The 20,986-nt window shown below is 33.9% G+C and carries 10 protein-coding genes; 5 read left to right on the plus strand and 5 right to left on the minus strand.

Annotated elements, in window-relative coordinates; all coding sequences use genetic code 11:
- Window positions 1-75 precede the first annotated feature (75 nt).
- From HGP29_RS07840 to HGP29_RS07860, 5 genes are all read left to right on the plus strand, one after another.
- Complete coding sequence (locus HGP29_RS07840; protein ID WP_168881813.1) at window positions 76-3,969, plus strand: hybrid sensor histidine kinase/response regulator transcription factor; 3,894 nt, start codon at window positions 76-78, stop codon at window positions 3,967-3,969.
- Window positions 3,970-4,110: 141 nt separating this feature from the next.
- On the plus strand, window positions 4,111-5,745 hold the full coding sequence (locus HGP29_RS07845; protein WP_168881814.1) for a sulfatase-like hydrolase/transferase: 1,635 nt from the start codon (window positions 4,111-4,113) through the stop codon (window positions 5,743-5,745).
- Between the two features lie 497 nt (window positions 5,746-6,242).
- Window positions 6,243-7,883, plus strand: coding sequence for a sulfatase family protein (locus HGP29_RS07850; RefSeq protein WP_168881815.1), 1,641 nt, complete (start codon window positions 6,243-6,245; stop codon window positions 7,881-7,883).
- 124 nt (window positions 7,884-8,007) lie between these two features.
- Window positions 8,008-9,471 (plus strand): sulfatase, encoded by a 1,464-nt coding sequence (locus tag HGP29_RS07855; protein ID WP_168881816.1) that lies wholly within the window; start codon window positions 8,008-8,010, stop codon window positions 9,469-9,471.
- A 63-nt stretch (window positions 9,472-9,534) separates the two neighbouring features.
- Window positions 9,535-10,923, plus strand: a complete 1,389-nt coding sequence (locus HGP29_RS07860) for an endo-1,4-beta-xylanase (protein WP_168881817.1) — start codon at window positions 9,535-9,537, stop codon at window positions 10,921-10,923.
- A gap of 43 nt (window positions 10,924-10,966) precedes the next feature.
- Here the strand turns inward: HGP29_RS07860 and HGP29_RS07865 are convergent, their stop codons facing one another.
- The 5 genes from HGP29_RS07865 to HGP29_RS07885 all read right to left on the minus strand — a co-directional run bounded on the left by HGP29_RS07865 (window position 10,967) and on the right by HGP29_RS07885 (window position 20,985).
- Entirely contained in the window at window positions 10,967-11,605 is a 639-nt protein-coding gene (locus HGP29_RS07865) for a hypothetical protein (protein WP_168881818.1), read from the minus strand.
- Window positions 11,606-11,707: 102 nt separating this feature from the next.
- On the minus strand, window positions 11,708-16,375 hold the full coding sequence (locus tag HGP29_RS07870) for a sulfatase-like hydrolase/transferase (RefSeq protein ID WP_168881819.1): 4,668 nt from the start codon (window positions 16,373-16,375) through the stop codon (window positions 11,708-11,710).
- 582 nt (window positions 16,376-16,957) lie between these two features.
- Window positions 16,958-18,358 carry a sulfatase gene (locus HGP29_RS07875; protein ID WP_168881820.1) on the minus strand — a complete coding sequence of 467 codons (1,401 nt, stop codon included), beginning with the start codon at window positions 18,356-18,358 and terminating at the stop codon, window positions 16,958-16,960.
- A 676-nt stretch (window positions 18,359-19,034) separates the two neighbouring features.
- On the minus strand, window positions 19,035-20,267 hold the full coding sequence (locus tag HGP29_RS07880) for a threonine/serine exporter family protein (protein WP_168881821.1): 1,233 nt from the start codon (window positions 20,265-20,267) through the stop codon (window positions 19,035-19,037).
- 79 nt (window positions 20,268-20,346) lie between these two features.
- Window positions 20,347-20,985: a hypothetical protein gene (locus HGP29_RS07885; RefSeq protein ID WP_168881822.1), complete on the minus strand. Its 639-nt coding sequence runs from the start codon at window positions 20,983-20,985 to the stop codon at window positions 20,347-20,349.
- Between the last annotated feature and the right edge of the window lies 1 nt (window position 20,986).

The following is a 20,986-nucleotide window of genomic DNA, read 5'->3' on the forward strand; positions in this document are numbered from 1 at the left end:
TAAGTTTACCTTTATTCTTCCCTTTTTTCGCCAAAAATGCATTTTGCCATATTTCAGGACAATGCTTAAATAGAAATGAAATTGAAAAGAATACTACTAACCACCCTTCTTATACTGATATACCAGCTAAGTTTTGCTCAGTGGGAAGAAAATTTACAATTCGACAATTTCAATGTTGAAAATGGTCTAAGCAGTCACATTGTTTATTCCATGGTCAACGACAATAATGATTTTACATGGATTATTACTCCAAACAGTGTGCAACGTTTTGATGGTGCACAATTTAAAAACTATACTATCACCAAAGCTTCAGGGAAGTCAATTCATTATTATAAAAACAACTCTGGCCTTTATTTAGACAAGCAAAATACTTTATGGACTCACAACCAATTCGGAGTCTTTAAATATGATCCCAAAATTGATCAATTCATTGAATTTAAGATTAAAGGATTACTTAATGAAAAAGCCTTTATCTCTATAAAAGAACATGATGGGTACTACTATTTTATATCATGGCAAATGCTTGTTAGATGGAACCCTAAAACCAATAATTTCAAAAAGATATTCTTAAAAAAACGTATTGCTGATGCATGTGATTATGGTGCTCAAGGCCTACTAATCGCTAGTCCTGATGGTTTACAACTTATTAAAGATAATGAAGTAAAAGATTTCCATTTGTATGGAATCAACCTTAAAGGAGCAGGTATCACCACACTTTATAAAGGCACAGACAATAGTATTTGGATCGGTACATATAACAAAGGTATTTTCTTAATTAAGAACAATAAGATCCAGCACATAAAACCAGATATTGATTATAAAATTTCAAGCTTTACCAGTTATAAAAATAAGATACTAGCAGGAACAGATGGCTATGGAATTATCGTGTTTGATATGGATGGCCATGAGGACAGTAATTCGTCCCTAAAAACTCTGCTGGGAATGCCTATCAATAAGATCAATATAGACCAACATCAAAGGTTTTGGGTAGGTAGCTACGGTAGAGGTTTGTTTTTACACAATCCGCATAAACCCTATCTACGAAAAATCAATATTCACCCAGATGCGTATACCGCTGCTAACCATGGTTACAGCTCGTATAGAGATAGTCGAAAAAGACTTCTATTAGGTACCAATAAAGGGTTAGTCATTAAAGACAAAAATGGTAAAAAAAGATTCTTAAGACCACAACACTTCATTAAGAAATTAAGCAAAAACGAAAGCTTTGTTATCAATAATATTATTGAAGATAGGCATCATAATTTTTGGGTCTCTAGTTATGGTTTTGGTCTCTTCTACTTAGATGGAAAAAACTTTAAGGTTTTAAAAAGTATCAAAAAATTTAATATTGACGGAAAAGAGTTCAGTAGTAAATTTATTGTTCAAATAGAATTGTATGGTGATAAACTTTGGTTTAAGCTGATTAAAGGGTTAGTCTTTGAAATGGATACAAAAGAGAACTCTTTAAAACAGATTCCTATCAGAAGTGTATCCTATATTCAATACGACGAAAAGCATAGCTGTTTACTGATCAGCAACCATGATGGCATTGTAATGCTAAAAAATGACAAGATTACAGCATTAGTGAGAATGAACAATGTCTCAGAAACAGACATGGTAGCTATAGATGAAAATACCTTCCTCCTTGGTTCAGAATCACAAAGTTTATTGATCTTCGATTTTAATAAAAAGACAGTAGTTCCGCTAGATCAAGGAGAAAACAATGTACTTCCATCACATGTGAAACAGATTATCAAAAATGGCTTTAATGAGTACATTGTAATTGGCGATAATGGACTTTTCACCTTCAACTATAACAACGGAAAAGCTGAAGATATTCAAGAGATTCTCGTCAAATTCGAAGCACATCAACGCGCTTCATGTCTAAATAACAATTCCATTATTTTAGGATCATATGATGGTTTCTATCAGTTCCCATTGAACTTTAAAGATGCTTATTCTAGAAACTCACAAATCATTTTCGACGACCTAATCGTAGATGATAAAATAATGGTTCCTTCAGATGAAGATGATGCTATCTTAAAAGATAACATCAATCGCACTGAAAGTATTGTTTTATCTCCTCCTCATAAAGGGTTTTCACTGAATGTGGTATCGCCTGAATACGGAAACGATGCACTTTTATACAATTGGAGGCTTGTGGGTTTAGAAGAAAACTTTATTTCAAAAACTTCATCACAAAAAATTAGTTATCAGAATTTACCCTATGGTACGTATACTCTGGAAGTACAGATGTTTTCTTCTCGAAAGATGAAAAAGCTCGCAACCAGAACATTGCAAGTAGAAGTAAAACCCCCGTTCTGGAATACCACCTGGGCTAAAGTGGTGTACTTCATCTTTGTAGCTTTCCTTTTATGGATGATGTATAAATCGTACTATGACTACTTACAGCAAAAGAATCTAAAAGCGAGAAATGCCGTTTTTGCTGAAATCGCTCATGAACTGAGAACTCCTCTAACATTGATGCAGGGACCATTACAGAAGTTAGAGCAAGAAACTAATTTGGATGATGCTGCCTCTAGGCTATTAAATATGATTCGTAGTAACCTAGACCGTTTGAACAAACGAATCACACAGTTACTGGATTACGAAAGAATAAACCAAGTAAATGAAGAACTCTATGTCAAAGAGTTTGATTTCTTGAAGATGGTACAAACGCTCATACGAGATTATGAACCAATGCTTCAAAAGAAAAAGATTCATATTGGTATCACTACCTCATTAAAAGAGCTTCCTGTAAAACTTGATTTTGATAAGGTAGAGAAAATCATTTATAACTTGATTTCTAATGCTATCAAATACTCTAAGGAAGGTGATAATATTAAAATCAGTCTTACACATACTGGAGAACACCTAAACTTTAGTATTGAGGATCATGGTATTGGTATTCCTAAAGGGAATCAAAAACACATTTTCAAAAGGTTTTATAGAGCTGAAAATGTGATGAAAAACCAAAAAATTGGTTCTGGTATAGGCTTGGTACTTTCTTACAAATACACCGCTATGATGAATGGCAAACTGTATTTTGAAAGTGAAGAGAACAAACAAACGACCTTCTTCCTAGAACTTCCTATAAAAGTAGAAGGACTAATGAGCGATACTGTCCCTAGTGCTATTTCTCATTATGGAGAAGAGTTCTCAGAGAAAGAAAAACAGAAATACGATTACCGCATAGCTGTAGCTGAAGATAATGAAGAACTAAGAAACTTTATTCAATCATCATTATCTGATAGTTTCCAAATAGACACCTTCGAAAATGGTAAAGTGTGTTATGATGCTTTATTAGAAAACGATTATGATCTAGTCCTTTCAGATGTAATGATGCCTGAAATGAATGGTTATGAATTGTGTGATAAAATCAAAGACAACATTGAAACCTCTCACTTACCCATTATTTTATTGACTGCACTCAATGCATCAATGTATAAAGCTGAAGGGTATATGCATGGTGCCGATCATTACGTCATCAAACCATTTGATATCCGTATGTTGAAGTACAGGATCATTAGTCTGATTGAAAACAGAAAAGCACTTAGTACTTTCTATCAGAATAAGATTCAGGATGGGATTGTTATTACAAAAATACATGCAAAAGCAGATTCGTTGGATTCAAAATTCTTAGACGAGTTAGATGGGTTAATTGAGAAAAACTTGATGAACGCCAACTATAATGTTTCTGAGATTTGCAAAGATATTGGTATGAGTAGACCTGTGTTATATAGAAAACTCAAGGCGTTAACGAAGCTTTCTCCGAAAGAATACATTCAAGCCAAACGTCTTACCCATGCGAAGAAACTACTAATAGAAACCAACGAAAGCATTAGTACAATAGCTTATGAAAGTGGATATTCTGATCCTAAATATTTCTCTACGGTATTTAAAAAACAGTTTGGTATGAGCCCTAGTGACTTTTTAAAACTACCTAAAGAAAATACAACTGCAGAGTAATTTCATATTCTATTATCAATATTTTGAAAAGCGTTTTAGTAGCTCTTGGGAATACGATTTTCCAACCTATTAGAACGCTTTTTCTACAACTAAGCGACAATTATTTATTTGTTTTGAATAATTATTACTTGGTCGAAACGTATGAAAATATTACAAACAACTTTACTTCTATTCTTAGTGTGGTCTTTAGGTTCCGCACAAGATAAACCGAATATCCTCTGGATCACTTTTGAGGATACAGGAACTTACCTTAGTAGCTATGGTGATAGTACCGCTAAAACACCAAATATAGATGCATTAGCTCAAGAGAGTGTCGTGTATTCTCAAGCTTTTTCTAATGCTGGTGTTTGTGCACCAAGTAGAAGTGCTATCATTACTGGAATGTACCCAATGAGTATTGGTACCAATCATATGCGTACAGGTAGAGATATCATGGGACAAGGACAGAAAACTTACAGAGAGAATAAAAATGTAAGCGATAGAGAAGGAAATAATGTTAGAGAATATAGTGCTGTAGTACCTGAAAAAGTGAAATGCTTTACGGAGTATTTACGAGCAGCAGGTTATTACTGTAGCAATAATGCAAAAACAGATTATCAATTTGCTGCCCCTTTTACGGCATGGGATCAAAATGACCCAAAAGCACATTGGAGAAACCGACCTGATCATCAACCGTTCTTTGCAGTTTTCAACTTCAATGAAACACATGAATCTAAAATTTGGAAACATAATAAACTGCCTCTAACAGTTGATAAAGATCAAGTTGATGTTCCTCCATATTACCTCGATAATGATGTTACGAGGAAAGATCTAGCAAGAATGTATTCAAATATTGAGTTATTTGATCAACGAGTGGAAAAAATCATTCAGCAACTTAAAGAGGATGGGCTATATGAGAACACTTATATTTTCTTATTCAGTGATCATGGAGGACCGATGCCTAGACAAAAAAGAGAAGTCATAGCCTCTGGGTTACATGTCCCTTTTTATATCAAGTACCCTGAAAGTAAAACTACGGGTTTCTCCGATCAAATTGTCAGCTTTGTCGACCTTGCTCCTACCATGTTAGAAATCGCAGGAGTAAAACCTCCCAAGCATTTACAGGGTAATAGTATTTTCTCAAAAGAAAGGAAATATTCTTTTGCAGCAAGAGATAGAATGGATGAATTTACTTCGGCAAGAAGAAGTATTACAGATGGCAAATACTTATATGTAAAATACCTCTTCCCTATTCCATCTCCTTATCAAGATATCGAATACCGAATGCAAGTACCTACCATGAAAGTATTAAAAGAGGCTTATGATAACGGCACACTCAATGAGATACAATCTGTATGGTTTACACCTTTATCAGGAGAGGAACAGTTATTCGATTTAGAAAAGGATCCTTATGAGACCATCAACTTAATTGATGATCCTAAGTACGCTTCAATACAAAAAAAATTAAGCAAACAGCTTTCGAAATGGAGGAAAAATACTCCTGATATGTGTATTGAACCAGAAGCCAAAATGATTGAACGTATGTGGCCGAATGGTAAGCAACCTTCTACAGAGAAAGTTACCATCGATCAACATGATCAAACAATTACGCTATCATGTAAAACAGGTGGTGCATCTATAGGATACAGAATCAATAATGGGGAATGGTTACTATACCACGAACCCATCAAAATAACTAAGAATTGTGTTTTGGAAACAAAGGCAATTCGAATTGGATACAAAGAATCTACTGTGAATCAATTAGCAATAGAGTTTCCAAGAAAAGCTCATATATAGCAAGCATATAGTTATTGAATACGATATAAATCCTTCGCTTTCTGAGTGAGGGATTTTTTGTGTAAAAAAAAATGTGACTGTATAGAAAAAATTATATTCTTTCTATTACAAGTCACACCTTTAAGCGTCACACAACAAATATATTCTTACAGTGTCTTTTATAGTCTAACTGCTTTATTGATATTCAAATATACACAAGTGTTTACATATACATGGTTAGTTATTGTTCATATAGGTAAGAAAATCAATCAACCTCTCAAAAGGTATATTTTGACCACAAAATCAACATTTTATCAAAAACAAACTATTCAATCGAGAACTATTTACTAACATAGGAGAACGATTTCTCAACTACTATACACCTAGCTATCTATTAATATTGCATAAGAGAATTTCATTGATTCATTAGTTAAACGCAAACAAAACGTAAAGCTCCAGAATCAAGTGGAGAACTATTTACATCGATAATATCAAAAGAGAATATTAAAATTATGCAAATGAAACGAATCATTATCAACCTTATTGGATGGACATCATTATTGTCTATCATTGGGTGTTCGTCGACTCAACAAAAAACAACAGAGCACAAGCAGCCAAATATTATTTTCATTATGAGTGATGACCATGCGACTAACGCAATCAGTGCTTATGGTGGAAGATTAGCGGAACAATTCCCAGACCTAACTCCTAATATTGATCGTATCGCAAATGAAGGTATGATCATGCAAAATACTTTCTGTACAAACGCCATCTGTGGACCTTCAAGAGCAGCTATCCTTACAGGTAAATTCTCTCACCAAAATGGATTTTTCAAGAATGAAAGTGGTGGTGATTTTGACGGTTCTCAGCAAACATTCCCTAAGCTTCTTCAAAAAGCAGGATACCAAACTGCAGTAATTGGTAAGTGGCACTTAGGTACAGTTCCTACAGGTTTTGATTATTCGAAAGTGATGATCAACCATGGTGGACAAGGAACATATCATAATACAGTATTCTTAGAGAATGGACAAGATACAATTAAAGAAACACGTTTCCATTCATCTAGACAAGTTTGGGAAGATGCGAAGAAATGGTTAACAAAAGGTAGAGACGATAAAAAACCCTTTATGTTGATGTACCAATTTAAAGCACCTCATAGACCTTGGACTCCTGACGAGCAATTCCAACATGTCTTTGATGATGTAGAAATTGTTGAACCAGAAACATTCAATGATACTTACGAAAATAAAATTGCTGCAGGTAACACTTGGATGACTATTGAAAGAAACTTAAACAGAAAAGATCTTAAAGTTCATCCAGAACATCCTGAAAAAATGACTAAGCAAGAAATTAACGCTTGGTACAAATACGGTAACAACAATGAAGAGCCTTGGTCTCCAAATGATGAGTTAAAAGGTCAGGCTTTGAAAAAGTGGAAGTACCAAAAGTACATGAAAGAATATTTAGGTTGTGTAAAAGGTGTTGACCACTATATCGGTGAGATGTTAGATTATTTAGAAGAAAGTGGTTTAGCAGAGAATACTATAGTGATCTATACTTCTGACCAAGGTTTCTATTTAGGTGAGCATGGTTGGTTTGATAAACGTATGATGTATGAAGAGTCTTTCAAAATGCCTTTCGTCATCAAGTATCCAAATCATATTCAACCAAAATCTAAGTCTACAAAATTAGCTATGAACGTGGACTTTGCTCCAACTCTATTAGACTTCGCTGGTGTTGAAGTACCAGAAGATATGCAAGGTAAATCATTCCGTAATATCTTAGAAGGTGGTAACGGAGAAGATGAGTGGAGAGATGCAGTATACTACCACTACTACGAGTTCCCGTGGTGGCACCATGTTTTACCTCACTACGGAGTAAGAACTGAAAAATATAAATTAATTCACTACTACTATAATCCTGAAATTGCGAAGGATCAGTGGAGAGAAAATGATTGGGAATTATTTGATTTAGAAAAAGATCCAAATGAGTTGAATAACCTTTATGGACGCCCTGAATACAAAGAAATTACAGCTCAGCTAAAAGCTAAACTTGTAGAGTTACAGAAAGAGTATCAAGAAGATTCAAAAGAAGAGATGATGCACAAAACTGATGTAAAAATCGGCAGAGTGTATGAACATAATAAATATTCGAAATAGAGCAATAATAGTTTACATTTCATTGAAACAAAAGCCACTGCTTATAGCAAGTGGCTTTTTTATAAAACTACTTACTACAACATCACTAACTCTATAGAAATGGATATACTAGAATTATAATCTTATGAAAAAATTATTATTAAGAATATCGACAGGCATTTTATTCGGGTGGCTATTGGTAGGATGTGAGACTACTCAAACTTCAAGACCAAACATATTACTATTGTACATGGATGACCTCCGCCCTCAATTAGGATGCTATGGTTATTCCCAAATACAATCACCTAACATTGACAAACTAGCGAAAGAGGGTGTTCTATTTAACAATGCATATTGTAATGTAGCTGTCTGTGGTGCTTCAAGAGCAAGCATGCTTACAGGGATGCGTCCAACAAAAAATATTTTTAGAGACTACAAAGTATTTGTACAAGATGATACACCACATGCTATCACCATTCCTCAATTTTTTAAAGAAAATGGCTACTTAACTATCTCCAACGGAAAGGTATTTCATCACCTCGATGACAGAATGGAAGATTGGAATGAAGTGTGGCGTCCATATGCTTTTGATAAAAACCCTAAAGGACTTGCCCCTACAGATTGGTGGCAAAGCTTATGGAGAGATTATCAATTGCCAGAGAATAAAAAGCACTATATGGAAACGAACAGAGGGCCTGCCTATGAAAAAGCCAATGTAGGTGATACAGCATATATTGATGGCATCCTAACAGAAAAAGTAATTCAAGATTTAGAGCGTCTTCAGGAAAATGATTCCCCTTTCTTCTTAACTGCCGGGTTTATCAGTCCACACTTACCATTTAATGCTCCAGCTCATCATTGGGAAAAGTATGAGGAAAGTAGTATTAAACAACCGTATAATAATTTCGTAGCTACTAACGCCCCCAAAATATCCATTAGTGCTTCTAATGAGTTACGACAATATACGGGTATCCCTCCCAAGGGGGAAAGGGTGAATGATACTACTGCTATCAAATTGATACATGGTTATTATGCAACAGTAAGCTATGTAGATACTTTAGTGGGAAAAATTCTTAAAAAGTTGGAGGAAACAGGATTAGATAAAAATACAATCGTCGTCTTAGTTTCTGACCATGGTTACAACCTACAAGAACATGCCCAATGGGCAAAATGGACAAGTCACCGTACTTCGATGCAAGTTCCTCTAATTATTTCCTCGCCCTTTATTAATAATACCGGTACTACAGATGCTTTAGTAGAGTTGGTAGACATCTTTCCAACCCTGGCTTCTCTTTCACAATTAGATCTACCTAATCATCAATTAGAAGGTGAGAGTTTAGTACCAATTTTAAATGATCTCACCTCAAAAGGAAAGCCTCATGTATTTATTAATAACTCTAATGGATATACGATAAAAACACCGAGATATAGTTATACAGAATATATCGATCCAGAAAATAATAAAACATTTGCCCGTATGTTATACGATCATTACCAAGATCCTGATGAAAATGAAAATATAGCTGAACTACCTGAGCACTCAGACATTGTAAGGCAGCTACATCGTCAGTTACATAGTAGCTATGGTCGAAACATTTTAGGGCTGTAATAAAAAGTACTTCTCTTAAGAGAAGGTGTGATTACAAACTTTGATGAAATAAATTGAATACCAATGAAAAGAACTATCCTATACTTATTATTCTTTGTCTCTTTTATTCAAATTGAAGCACAAGAAAAAGAGATCATTTCAAAAACCACTTCAATAAATACAGTCGAAAGTAAATTAGTGGTAAGACCGTTTTCATTAAAAAATGGAAGGAAGATTAGAGCTCAGATTTTTTCTTATAATAAGAAAACTAAAATCGTAGCACTGCGAAAAGTTGACTTGAAAATCATAAATAAAGAGTTATCGGAATTCTCTAAGGAGGATAAACAATTTATTTTAGAATGGGTGAATTTAAACAAGTCCTTTACATCTCCTAAAGGTAGACGCTACAAAGAAATTATTGAAGATAAATACCCTAACAACAATGTGTTTGTTGGTGCAACAAGTGGATTTCTTGAGGCTACAGGGCCTATTAGTCAACTACTCAGTTCAGAGTTTAGATATATTACCCCTGCCAACGAATTCAAGCAAACACATATTCATCCAGAGCCTGGAGTTTGGAATTGGGATTTCCCTGATGGCTGGATTGAATTTGCAGAAAAAAACAATCAGCTGGTAAGAATACATGGACCAATCTCTCCTCAATGTTCTAAATGGGCAATGAATGATGAGAGAAAACCTGAAGAACTAGAACAAAACTTACAAGAGTTTATGACTGCTTTATGTAGACGTTATAACGGCAAGAAAAATGTAGTTTGGATGGATGTAGTCAACGAAACTGTTAATCCAGATGGTACATGGAAACAAGCCATGCCTGGTATTACATGGGAGGTTCCTTGGGAAAAAATGGGATACATAAAAACGCCTGCAACATTTAAACACCTAGGAGATAGTATTCCAAAATATATTGTTCAAGCGTTTCAAATTGCTAATAAAGAGGCACCCGATATCAAGCTGGTGCTGAACCAACATTTAGGAATGGAAGAATCTGCTTGGAATAAAGTAAAAGACATGGTGCTTTATTTACGCTCTATTGGTCTAAGAGTAGACGGTATTGGCTGGCAAGCTCATATTAAATTGATCAAAGATGATCCTAGCCAATGGGAAACCAATTCGGTCAATACTAAAGAGTTATCAGAGCTTATTTCATGGGCACATCAGAATGACTTAGAATTTCATGTCACAGAAAATAATATCCATGTAAAACCAGAGAATGAAAATAAAGTAGAAGAACAAGCACCTATTTTTAGTGGTATTGTCAAAACTTTATTGGAACATCGACATACTGGAGTTGTTACTTGGAATATTTGGAGTATACAAAATACAGATCATACTAGAGCAAGAATTCCAAAGGTAAAAATTGGGTTATGGAATAGACAATTGGAACCTACTCAATCCTACTATGAAGTTCAAAAATTATTAGAAAACCCTCCAGTCCTTCCAAATGAAGGATAAAATAAAAATCCCTCATGATATATCATTTATCATGAGGGATCTTTTATTTAAAACCAATCGGTTCTAAAATATTGTATCCATCAATTTCAATTTCTTCCTCAGCAGTAGCAAAAGTTGCATGCTTCTTTCTCTGTTTTAGATCATCGAAATAGGAATCATATTTACTCTTCTGACCTGTTAATAGTAAATCATTGATAATTTCTTTCTTCTTGATTGCAGCTACCTGAGCCGTTTCAATATACTTATCACTATACCTGCCATATTCTTTCTTATCCTTCATTAATTTAAAATTTACAATCTGATATGTATCATAAAAAGACTGCTTTTGATCTTTATCCAAACTTACAATTTCATTGATTTCTTTTATTTCTCGGCTAGTTACTAAGTGAGTGGAAAGTAATATTCTCTGATCTTTCGTTAGAATTTTATCTCGTTCTTTCCAATACTCCTTGTTCAATTGCTTACGGTCCAGAGTTGTGGATACTTTACTATTTTTTAATGCATGTTTATCTAAAATAAAATTGGTTCTCAGTGTAATCATTTCCTTTTTTTGCTCCTCTGATAAATGGACTATCTTATCCATCCAATTTGTAAAATACTTCGCCTCGTTTTCCACTGTTTTCTTTTGTGACCATGCATTAATCGATGCTATAAAACAGATTAAGAATAATAGCTTTTTCATAAGTAAAGATTTTTATATGACTGATAATTGAATTGTCTTAAAAAGTGGGCTACACATTAATTAAGCTGTAGTGTAGCCCTTGGTATTTAGTTTACTAACTATTTATTTTTTTATGAAGAGGGATGAATTATTTACAGCTTTAATAATGTAGTTTCCTCTTTTTAAGGTCGAGATATCTACTGTCCATAAATTGGAACCTAAGTCGTCTTCCAATGACATCACCTCCCTTCCTAGTAAATCATATATCTTCAGTTCTGTAATAACTTCTGAAGTTTTAACATGGATAGTATGAGAAGCAGGATTTGGATAAACCTGGAAAATACCTTCTGATATATCCTCTATCTGATGCTCTAACCCAGTCGTTCGGCTAGATGAACTCTCTGTCACTTCATATAATTCGATATAATCGAAAGTGAAATAGGAAATGTTCTGACCAATCTGAACAAACAATTGGAAGTACTCTGCATTAGGAGATAATTCCACATATGTTTCAATATCTATAGGAGTAGACGTTAAAGTAATGCTCTCTCCTTTGATCATATTGGTTGTTCCATTCTCATCCGTAGACTCTAATTGGAATCTTATTTCAGATTGTTTTGAAGAATATGCGTTGGCAACTACTTTAAATCGTCTAGTTACAGGTTTCACTTGGTCTAAACGATATATCTCTGATTTCACCATCAGATTTGACTTTGATTGTCCGCCATTCTCTACATTAATTCTTAAAGCAGCATCGCCAGAAACTTTATGTTCTACATTCTTGAATACAAAATCACTTTCTGCAATAAAACTAGAATTATAATTGATGTACCAATTATTTGTTCCATCCGTAAAGTCCGAATTATAAAGAATTAAATTACCATTGTCAGGCACCGTTGAATTATCAGCCACTTCTTCTTCAACAACCTCCTCTTCCTCAACAGCTCCATCAGAAACATTATTGTTTTCGGCGATTGGTGCTGTAGATACGATTGCATTATCAAAGTAGATTGTTCCTGTAGTTTTTCCCAACTGAATAAATAACTGGAACTCATTCATAGCTGATGAAACCACTAAAGAACGGTTTATTTTTGTGACTGCTGAAGCTGGAATATCAATTCCTTCAGTTTCTACCTTTTCTCCATTGTCGCCCTTCAATTGCAACTTAATTTGAGTAGCACTATTCGTATATACCTCCAGAGAAATATACAGTGTTTTAGAAACCGATGAAGAAGGAAGTGGGTAGACATCAGATTTTAGATTGAAACTAGAAAAACTACCACCATCACTCGTAATGGTATACTTCATACTTAAATCTGATGTATTTGGGAAAGTACTTGAGGCAGCATTATACTCTATTCCAACCCCTGATTTTACCGAAGTTTCCCATCCAATATCAATACCATCTTCAAAAGACGCATTGGTCAATATTAGATTATTGATTGGTTCAGGTTCTTCAACAACCTCTCTAGGAAGTACGGTAATCGGAAACTCCTTATTCACAGCATAACCTTCTTTTGCGATATTTGCAGTGAGTATCACACTCTCCTCTTGAGAAGATTGTGTTACTACCCCATTTGAATTAATCACTTCATCATTTGAAGAAGTCCAAGTGATTGTAGCATCTCCGATACTTTCTGGTAAAGTTTCAATATTATACTGAATACCGTTTCCATCTTGAGGATCTTGAGCATTAAAAGTGATGCTTAACTGATCGCTTAACTCATTTAATTCGGCAAGAAGTACTTCTTCATGGTTTACCTCTTCCTCTACCTCCGTCTGTTCTTCTACATCTGAAACATAGACGTTATCTAAATAAACATTTCCTTCAGCTTTACCCAATTGGAAGTAGAACTTAAAAGCATTCATCCCGTTTGTTGTCATAATAGAAGTATTCACTCTCTGGGTCGTATTCGCATTGATAATAATAGGCTCTGTATTTACATTATCTTCATTATCCCCTTGAATCTGTACGCGCATTTCAAAATTTGAAGTAGAGTGAACATCAAAAGCAATAAATAACTCATGTGCATCTGAATTTTCTAAATTATGCTGGTTCGACTTTAATGTCATATTCGAAAAAGATCCACCATTACTTTCTATTTCAAAAGCAGCTGCTTTACTCTCGGTACCCGGAAAATACCCAGCACTTGCTGATGCTACAATTCCGATATTTTCTTTCGCTGAGTAAGTCCAACCATTTTGAATACCAATCTCAAAACCTGGATTTAAACGAATGAAATTATTCGGATCCAATACCTCTGTTACAATTTCAGGTATCTCACCACCAAGATCAATCTTTTGCTGTTCTACAGTATGAATTCCATGTGCATGGTTATAATATTTATTCCACCATACAGCAGCAAGATCTCTTAATTCTTGTATATTATTCTGATAGGCTGAATTATTTATAGCATTACTTGATTCTAACTCTTGTGCATTCGAATATCTATAATATTCTTCATGACGGATAGTGATATCTTCAAACTCTACACCTGCTGGCGTCATGGTTTTTCTATCAGTCCATAAAGTATATCGCTCATTACCTCTTTTAAAAGAATATCCATTAGAGCCATCTGTTTTATAAAACGTAACCGCTAAATCCATCGGGTAATAAGTAGCATCAGTATCGTCATGGAACAATGAGTTACCTTGTAAAAACTCTGGTTTATCAATTGATGTATAATCACAAATAGTAGGATATAAATCTATCAATTGCACTGATCGATTAGATGATCTTAGGTTATTTGAAGGATCAATAACGATCATAGGCACCTGAGCAGCATTTTGTAATAAGTTATGCTTTCCCCACATATTATGGTCACCCAAATTAAAACCATGATCAGAAGTAATAATGACCAGTGTATTCTCTTTCTGTCCTGTTTCTTCTAATTTATCGATCACCTTGCCTATTTGAGCATCAATATAAGATGCACATGCATAGTAGGCTTTGATTAAATCTCTTTGTTTTTGAAGTTCTAGCACCTGAGAATACCCATTGTAAGTTTCACTCCACTCTTGTGGGATATCTGAATAGCCTTTAATTTCTGTAGGTGCTTTTTGAACAAAGTCTGCTGTCCCTTCTGGCAAGCCTTGAATTGAAGCTAATGACAATTCAGCGTTTTCATAAAGGTCAAAGTACTCTTTGGGAGCAATAAATGGTAAATGTGGTTTTTTGAAACCAACAGCTAAGAAGAATGGTTGATCTTGATTTCCCATATGCTCAATGTAATTCATAGCATGATTTGCAAATTGCCCGTCTTGATAGCCATCATCACCTACATTATCTGGACCTACTTCAAAGGAAGTACCGCTTTGGACTCTGTACTTTGATCCTTGTACAAAATCCCCATATTCCTGAGGGTAATCATAAGAATTAGGATCCTTATATGCCTCTGTCCAAGAATCTCCATTATGTGCATCATCTACATTCCTAGGGTCAAATACCTTTCCTATTGCAGCCGTATTATATCCATTATCTTTTAATAACTCTGGTAAAGTTGTCAGCTCAGGAGATTCATCATCCAATAGGGTTGACAAATTTGTGACCCCATTTCTTTCTGGATAGGTTCCCGTTAACATCGATGCCCTCGACGGGCCACATACCGGATAAGAACACTGTGCATTTTGATATTGAATTCCTTCTTGTGCCAATCTATCAAAGTTCGGAGTAATCACTTCAGTATTTCCAAATGAAAATAAATCTGTATTTAGATCATCAACAACAATGAATAAGACATTTCTGTTTCCAGCAGGCATCGTTGACCTTCTTGTATATTCAGTTAACGCCTCTACATGCCCTGGTACAAACTCTCTTTCTACTCTATTGTAGATCATTTTGTTTGCCTTAGACCCTGCGCACCAGATGGTTCTTGGTATACCTAAATTTTCAGATGTCTGAACCACTGCTCTATGGTATTTAATTCTAGAAGCTTCCTCGCATTCATTGTTAGTACCAAACTCACCTAAATACAATGGGATATTATTATTATCAGCCCATGTTTTTACTTCTAGGAAGTTATTCTCCATAAACTCATAATCGGCATCTGAACCCCAAGTATCAACACTTCCTGTAGTTTCAGGATACTTTGTAAACTTGTTGGGCCAGTAATAATGAAACCAAGCGATCAACTTATCATCATTCTGAAAAGTAGATGGATTCATTTGCTGTGGAGAATGAATAGCATTATCGCCTCCTCCTGTAAGCATCACTATTCTATTCGGGTTCTCTGTCCTAACAATATCCAATAGTTGAACATTCAATTCATCTACTAAAGATTGTCCCATTTTAAAATAGGGTTCATTAATCAGTTCAAAAATCAAATGATCATTACTTTTGTTTCTAAAATGATGGCCGATTTGTTCCCACATCGCCAACATTCTATTCCATTTATTTTGGTCAGGGTATACAGTATCATCCCTAGTCACCTCATTGAGAAACCAATGTTCTCCATGCGCATTTAAGATCACAATCAGGTCTCTTTCTGTAGCCCAATCGATCACTTCTTCGACTCTATTTAACCAATCTTCGTCGATAGTATAGGGAGCATTTGCACCTGTATAACCATCCCACCTAACGGGCAAGCGTATATGTTTAAACCCTGCGTTTACAATATCTTCAACATTGCCTTCTTGGATTGCTTCAGCCCACCGTCCTTCTTCTGGTGCACTCATTACATTTCCAAAATTATATCCTGTTCCCAATCGATCAGCCATTCTTTGTGCTGGAGTTTGGGCGTTAGTGTGATCTACTATTAAGATCAATGATAGTATGAATAATAATTCTTTCATAACGATTTAATTTTCTAAGATGTGTTCTATACATCCCATTTCAGGATGTTGAAAGTAGTCGTGATTAATTATCTTTTCAGATAACATGACCTTATCATTGGCTATCAATAGTTTTAAGAAGTGTATGCGAATTGTAACTATTTCATTCATTTCATCAAGCCATGACAAGTAGTGCATAAATCATTTTAAGTGATTATTTGAGAGCATTTCTAATGGTTGTGTAGATAGATAAACTGTGATACTATTATTTATGTGCTATAACTGAAATAATGATTTAAAGTGATCTAACTGAAGTGAATCAATGGCAGCGCTAATTCCATTGAAAAGAGAGTCACACATCATTTATAACTGGTAATTAAAATTTAATAAGTAGATTAGAATAAAGATCAAATATTTAAATATTATTTCATTGATATAACAGATAAAATAATCAATATTAAGACAAATAAATTTACGTGATTAACTAATTTAATTTAAAATAAATATTCTAATAAATCAATACTATTTTGAATTAAATTAATGAATATTTATTAAAATATATAATGATATTATTTCAGTTTAAAATAATTATAATTTACTATATTAACTTGCATCAACTTCATCTTTCCATTCATTTAAAATACGCATCATTTTTATATGTCTTTCTTTCTGAGGATCAAAGATGTTTATTGCTTCTTCAGGATCCTTTTTAAGGTTATACACCTCATAAATTCCTGCATCGAAATAATGATACATTTTGTAGTTCCCGTCTCTTATTACAGAACAGTTCAAATCTCCTGTTGAATTGGGTCTTGCTCTTGAAGAATGCCAGAATAACCTTCTTTTCTGTGTTTCTCCAGTAACTATATTCTCTTTGATATCTATTCCATCCAAATGTTCATCAGGGTATAGATTTAAATTACAAAGTGATAATAAAGTTGGATATAAATCTGTATTGGTTGTTACCTGATAATTTTCAGAATGAGAGGAAATTCTTGCTCCTCCAAATACTAATGGAACTTTAATACCTCCTTCTAAACAATGCCCTTTTCCTCCTCTTAACGGTAAGTTAGAAGTCGCTAAAGTTCTTGTATTTTTCTTAGCCCTATTGGATAATCCTCCATGATCTGATGTAAAAACAATGATCGTATTATCATACACCCCTTTGGCTTTTAAGATCTCGACAATTTTACCTAAACTTTCATCAATAGATTGAACCATAGCTGCATAAGCTGCATTATTTTGATGCGTCTTTGTAGCCCCATCTATATCCAAATACTCTGGTCCTTCAAAGGTCATTCCTTTTACTTTTTCCTTATACTTTTTGACATAATCAGGTTTACCTTCAAATGGAGTATGGACTCCATAATGAGATAAAATGACGAAAAATGGCTGCTCATTTCTATTATTTTTAATAAACTTCACCGTTTCATCTGTCAGACGATCAGTTAGATATTCACCTACCTCTCCCTCATCTAATCCTGGAATTAACGCTTTGCCATTTAATTTATTAGGATCTTCAGGTTCGTTATATGGGAAAAAATAGGTCTGTGGGGCACCTGCTGCTCCACTTCCAATACTTTTATGATAACCTTTATTCTCAGGCCATTCATCTTCAGTTTCTCCCAAATGCCACTTTCCTGCAAAAAAAGTTTTATAGCCTTGCTCTTTAAAAGCCTGACCGATGGTCTTTTCGTTGTCATAAAACTTCTTTCCTTTTATAGTATTAGAGTTCTTCGCTGGAATACCTGCTCTTGCAGGATGCCTACCTGTTTGTAAGCCGTACCTAGAAGGTAAACACCTTGGATGAGCAACATATGCATTCCTAAAATCGATACCATCACGAGCCAACTGATCAATGTTAGGAGTCTCGTATAAAGGTGAATTATGAAGGGATAAATCATAGTATCCTAAGTCGTCTACTAAAAATAAGACAACATTTTTCTGTTGTGCAAAAACAAAGTTCGTACACAAAAGAGCTAAAAATAATGATAGCTTTTTCATACAATAGAATTTTTTGGTCATAAGTAGTTGAAGTAATTAAAATGGTGCTCCTCGTTTTATAATACACTCATTTCAAAAACAATGGGATATAAGATTTCATACATATTTTTATATGTGCATTTAAAATAACATCTAATAGAAAAGGTTATTTAATCAGTCAATTTTATCTAAAATATAACGGACCTATTGACAAAAATTGAAACTAATATATATATCCAGATGTCAACTACTTGAAAGTTATTAAGAATAAATTTAATGACAACCATATTATTAAATGGTTATCGAAAGTAATAATCATTTTAAAGGTGAAGAGAAAATTTAATTGTAAGTAATCACAGTTTATTAATCAATAAGTATCTACATTTTGTAATTGATTATAAGTTTAATTTAGGATTTTAGTATTAATATTCCAAACACAAAAACACTTAATTTATTGATATTCAGTAAATAAGTTGATGTGTATTTTGTTATAAAAAATAATGATGTTTTAGGGATAAAATAAGCATTAATAGACCTTTTTGTCTTTAATTAAAGTCCACTTTTTTCGCTGTAAGAAGTGAGCTATACTTAAAAAAGTGCAAAATTAAGCTTTAAAAAAGGTAAAATGGCCTAACCAAAAAATCCCACCTTACAATCACTTATGTAAGGTGGGATTTATATATTTAATGAAGTCCATCTATACTACTTCATTTCTATTATCTAGATTTGGATAGTACGTACTATATGCTACCAGCATACCTACTACAATTGCACAGAACATTAGCAGTCCTGAAGTACCAATACTTGGATTATCAATAATAGGATCATCATTAAACTGATTAGATAACCCCATAAATAATCTACTACCAGGTACCAAAATAACAATACCTTGTAACAAATAAACCGAAGGAGGTACATCTCTCCATCTACTTACGACAATACTTAAAAATGTGATAAGGAAAGCACTAATAAATGTTCCGAATATCCACCCCAAATTATTTGTAAAAACCATCGGACCCCAAAAAGCAATTGCAGCTAATACCAAACCTATCATCATGTCTTTGAACTTAGTGTTAAAGACAATCCCCAATCCTATTGATAAGAAAGGTAATGCGATATAGTGGCCCCATTTTGGAATTTCATTCACATATATATCTTCAGGAAGATCAAATAAGTAATTGCCGACTGACATTCCTAAGTACACCCCAATGAAAAGCTTTAAGAAAATCATCACTGCATTAAATAGGAATCCTGTTCCTGAATTAAATTGATTAAATGATATCTCCTCTAATGCTATGGATATTGTAAGTCCGGGTACATATAGAATTATTGAAGCTAAACTGAGCTCTATTACATCTAATTCTGGGATGAAACATTTACATAAACATCCCATCATAGAACAAATAAAAGCGGTATAAAACTCCAAGGTATACTTTGAGGTATTGAACTTGCCCACTGCTTTCGTTATTACATACCCTAGAAATCCCATTAAGAAACTGAAGAGTAATGTAATTATACTTCCACCAATCAAGGCCAAAAATGAAGGTGGAATTACAGTGTAAGCAAAGGCAAGTAACAATTCCCCATACAACTTTTTAGAGACCATTACTTCATCAATGTTCTTGGTGATGGTTTCATAGTCATGGTCATCTTTAAAAGCCTGTCTTAATCTTTTATGAAGATCTGCCAATTTCCCGAGATCATTACTTCCTAAAGGAATGTATTGTAAGATCACCTGTCGTTCATTGGTTTCCGGATCTTCTATCTGATAGTTCAAGGTGTTGGTTGTTACCTGACAAGAAACTTCTACCCCAATGTGTTTGGCCACATCTTGGATATAAGTCTCCACTCTTAATGAAGAACAACCAAATTTATGCAACGCATTACCTATTTTTACTATCAATTTATATTTCTCTTCAAAATTTTTCATCCAGTAATCAGAATATTATTTGGCTAATATTCAGCAATGATAATAAGATAATCTGGAAGAAAAAATAGATTTCAGAGAATTAAAACCCAATAGGTTCTAAGATATTATAACCATCGATTTCTACATCTTCCTCTTCGGTAGCATGAAAAGTAGCATTGTTCTTTCTTTTCTTTAAATCCTCGAAGTAGGTATCATATGTCTCTTTTTGTTCAGCTATCAATAAATCATTAATGATCTCCTTTTTTCTAGCAATAGCTGATTGATCCGTTTTAATATATTTATCGCTATATCTACCATAATCTTTCTTGTCTTTCATTAAGGTATAATTAACGATCTTATAAGTATCATAAAAAGATTGTTTCTGATCTTTATGTAAAGCTACAATGTGATTAAGTTCTTCCACCTCTCTACTTGTCACCAAGTGAGTTGCCAAAAGAATACTTTGATCTCTTGTTAGGATACGATCTCTTTTTTTCCAATAATCTCTATCCAATTGCTGACGATCAAAAGTCGTTGCCACTTTACTCTTTTTCAAAGCATTTTTCTCCAAAATATAATTGGTTCTTAATGCTATCATCTCATTTTTTTGATCTACAGATAGGTGAATAATTTTATCCATCCAATTTGTAAAATACTTTGCTTCAGTTTCTACTGTTTTATTTTGTGACCAAGCATTGAAAGATGAGATGAAACAGATCAGAAATAATAACTTTTTCATG

This window comes from Flammeovirga agarivorans (genome assembly GCF_012641475.1).
GTDB lineage: Bacteria > Bacteroidota > Bacteroidia > Cytophagales > Flammeovirgaceae > Flammeovirga > Flammeovirga agarivorans.

Bases quoted from the DNA above. Each gene is read 5' to 3' on its own strand.
- HGP29_RS07880 (WP_168881821.1), bottom strand. From the start codon at position 20,267: ATGAAAAATTTTGAAGAGAAATATAAATTGATAGTAAAAATAGGTAAT.
- HGP29_RS07840 (WP_168881813.1), top strand. From the start codon at position 76: ATGAAATTGAAAAGAATACTACTAACCACCCTTCTTATACTGATATAC.
- HGP29_RS07855 (WP_168881816.1), top strand. From the start codon at position 8,008: ATGAAAAAATTATTATTAAGAATATCGACAGGCATTTTATTCGGGTGG.
- HGP29_RS07845 (WP_168881814.1), top strand. From the start codon at position 4,111: ATGAAAATATTACAAACAACTTTACTTCTATTCTTAGTGTGGTCTTTA.
- HGP29_RS07865 (WP_168881818.1), bottom strand. From the start codon at position 11,605: ATGAAAAAGCTATTATTCTTAATCTGTTTTATAGCATCGATTAATGCA.
- HGP29_RS07860 (WP_168881817.1), top strand. From the start codon at position 9,535: ATGAAAAGAACTATCCTATACTTATTATTCTTTGTCTCTTTTATTCAA.
- HGP29_RS07885 (WP_168881822.1), bottom strand. From the start codon at position 20,985: ATGAAAAAGTTATTATTTCTGATCTGTTTCATCTCATCTTTCAATGCT.
- HGP29_RS07870 (WP_168881819.1), bottom strand. From the start codon at position 16,375: ATGAAAGAATTATTATTCATACTATCATTGATCTTAATAGTAGATCAC.
- HGP29_RS07850 (WP_168881815.1), top strand. From the start codon at position 6,243: ATGAAACGAATCATTATCAACCTTATTGGATGGACATCATTATTGTCT.
- HGP29_RS07875 (WP_168881820.1), bottom strand. From the start codon at position 18,358: ATGAAAAAGCTATCATTATTTTTAGCTCTTTTGTGTACGAACTTTGTT.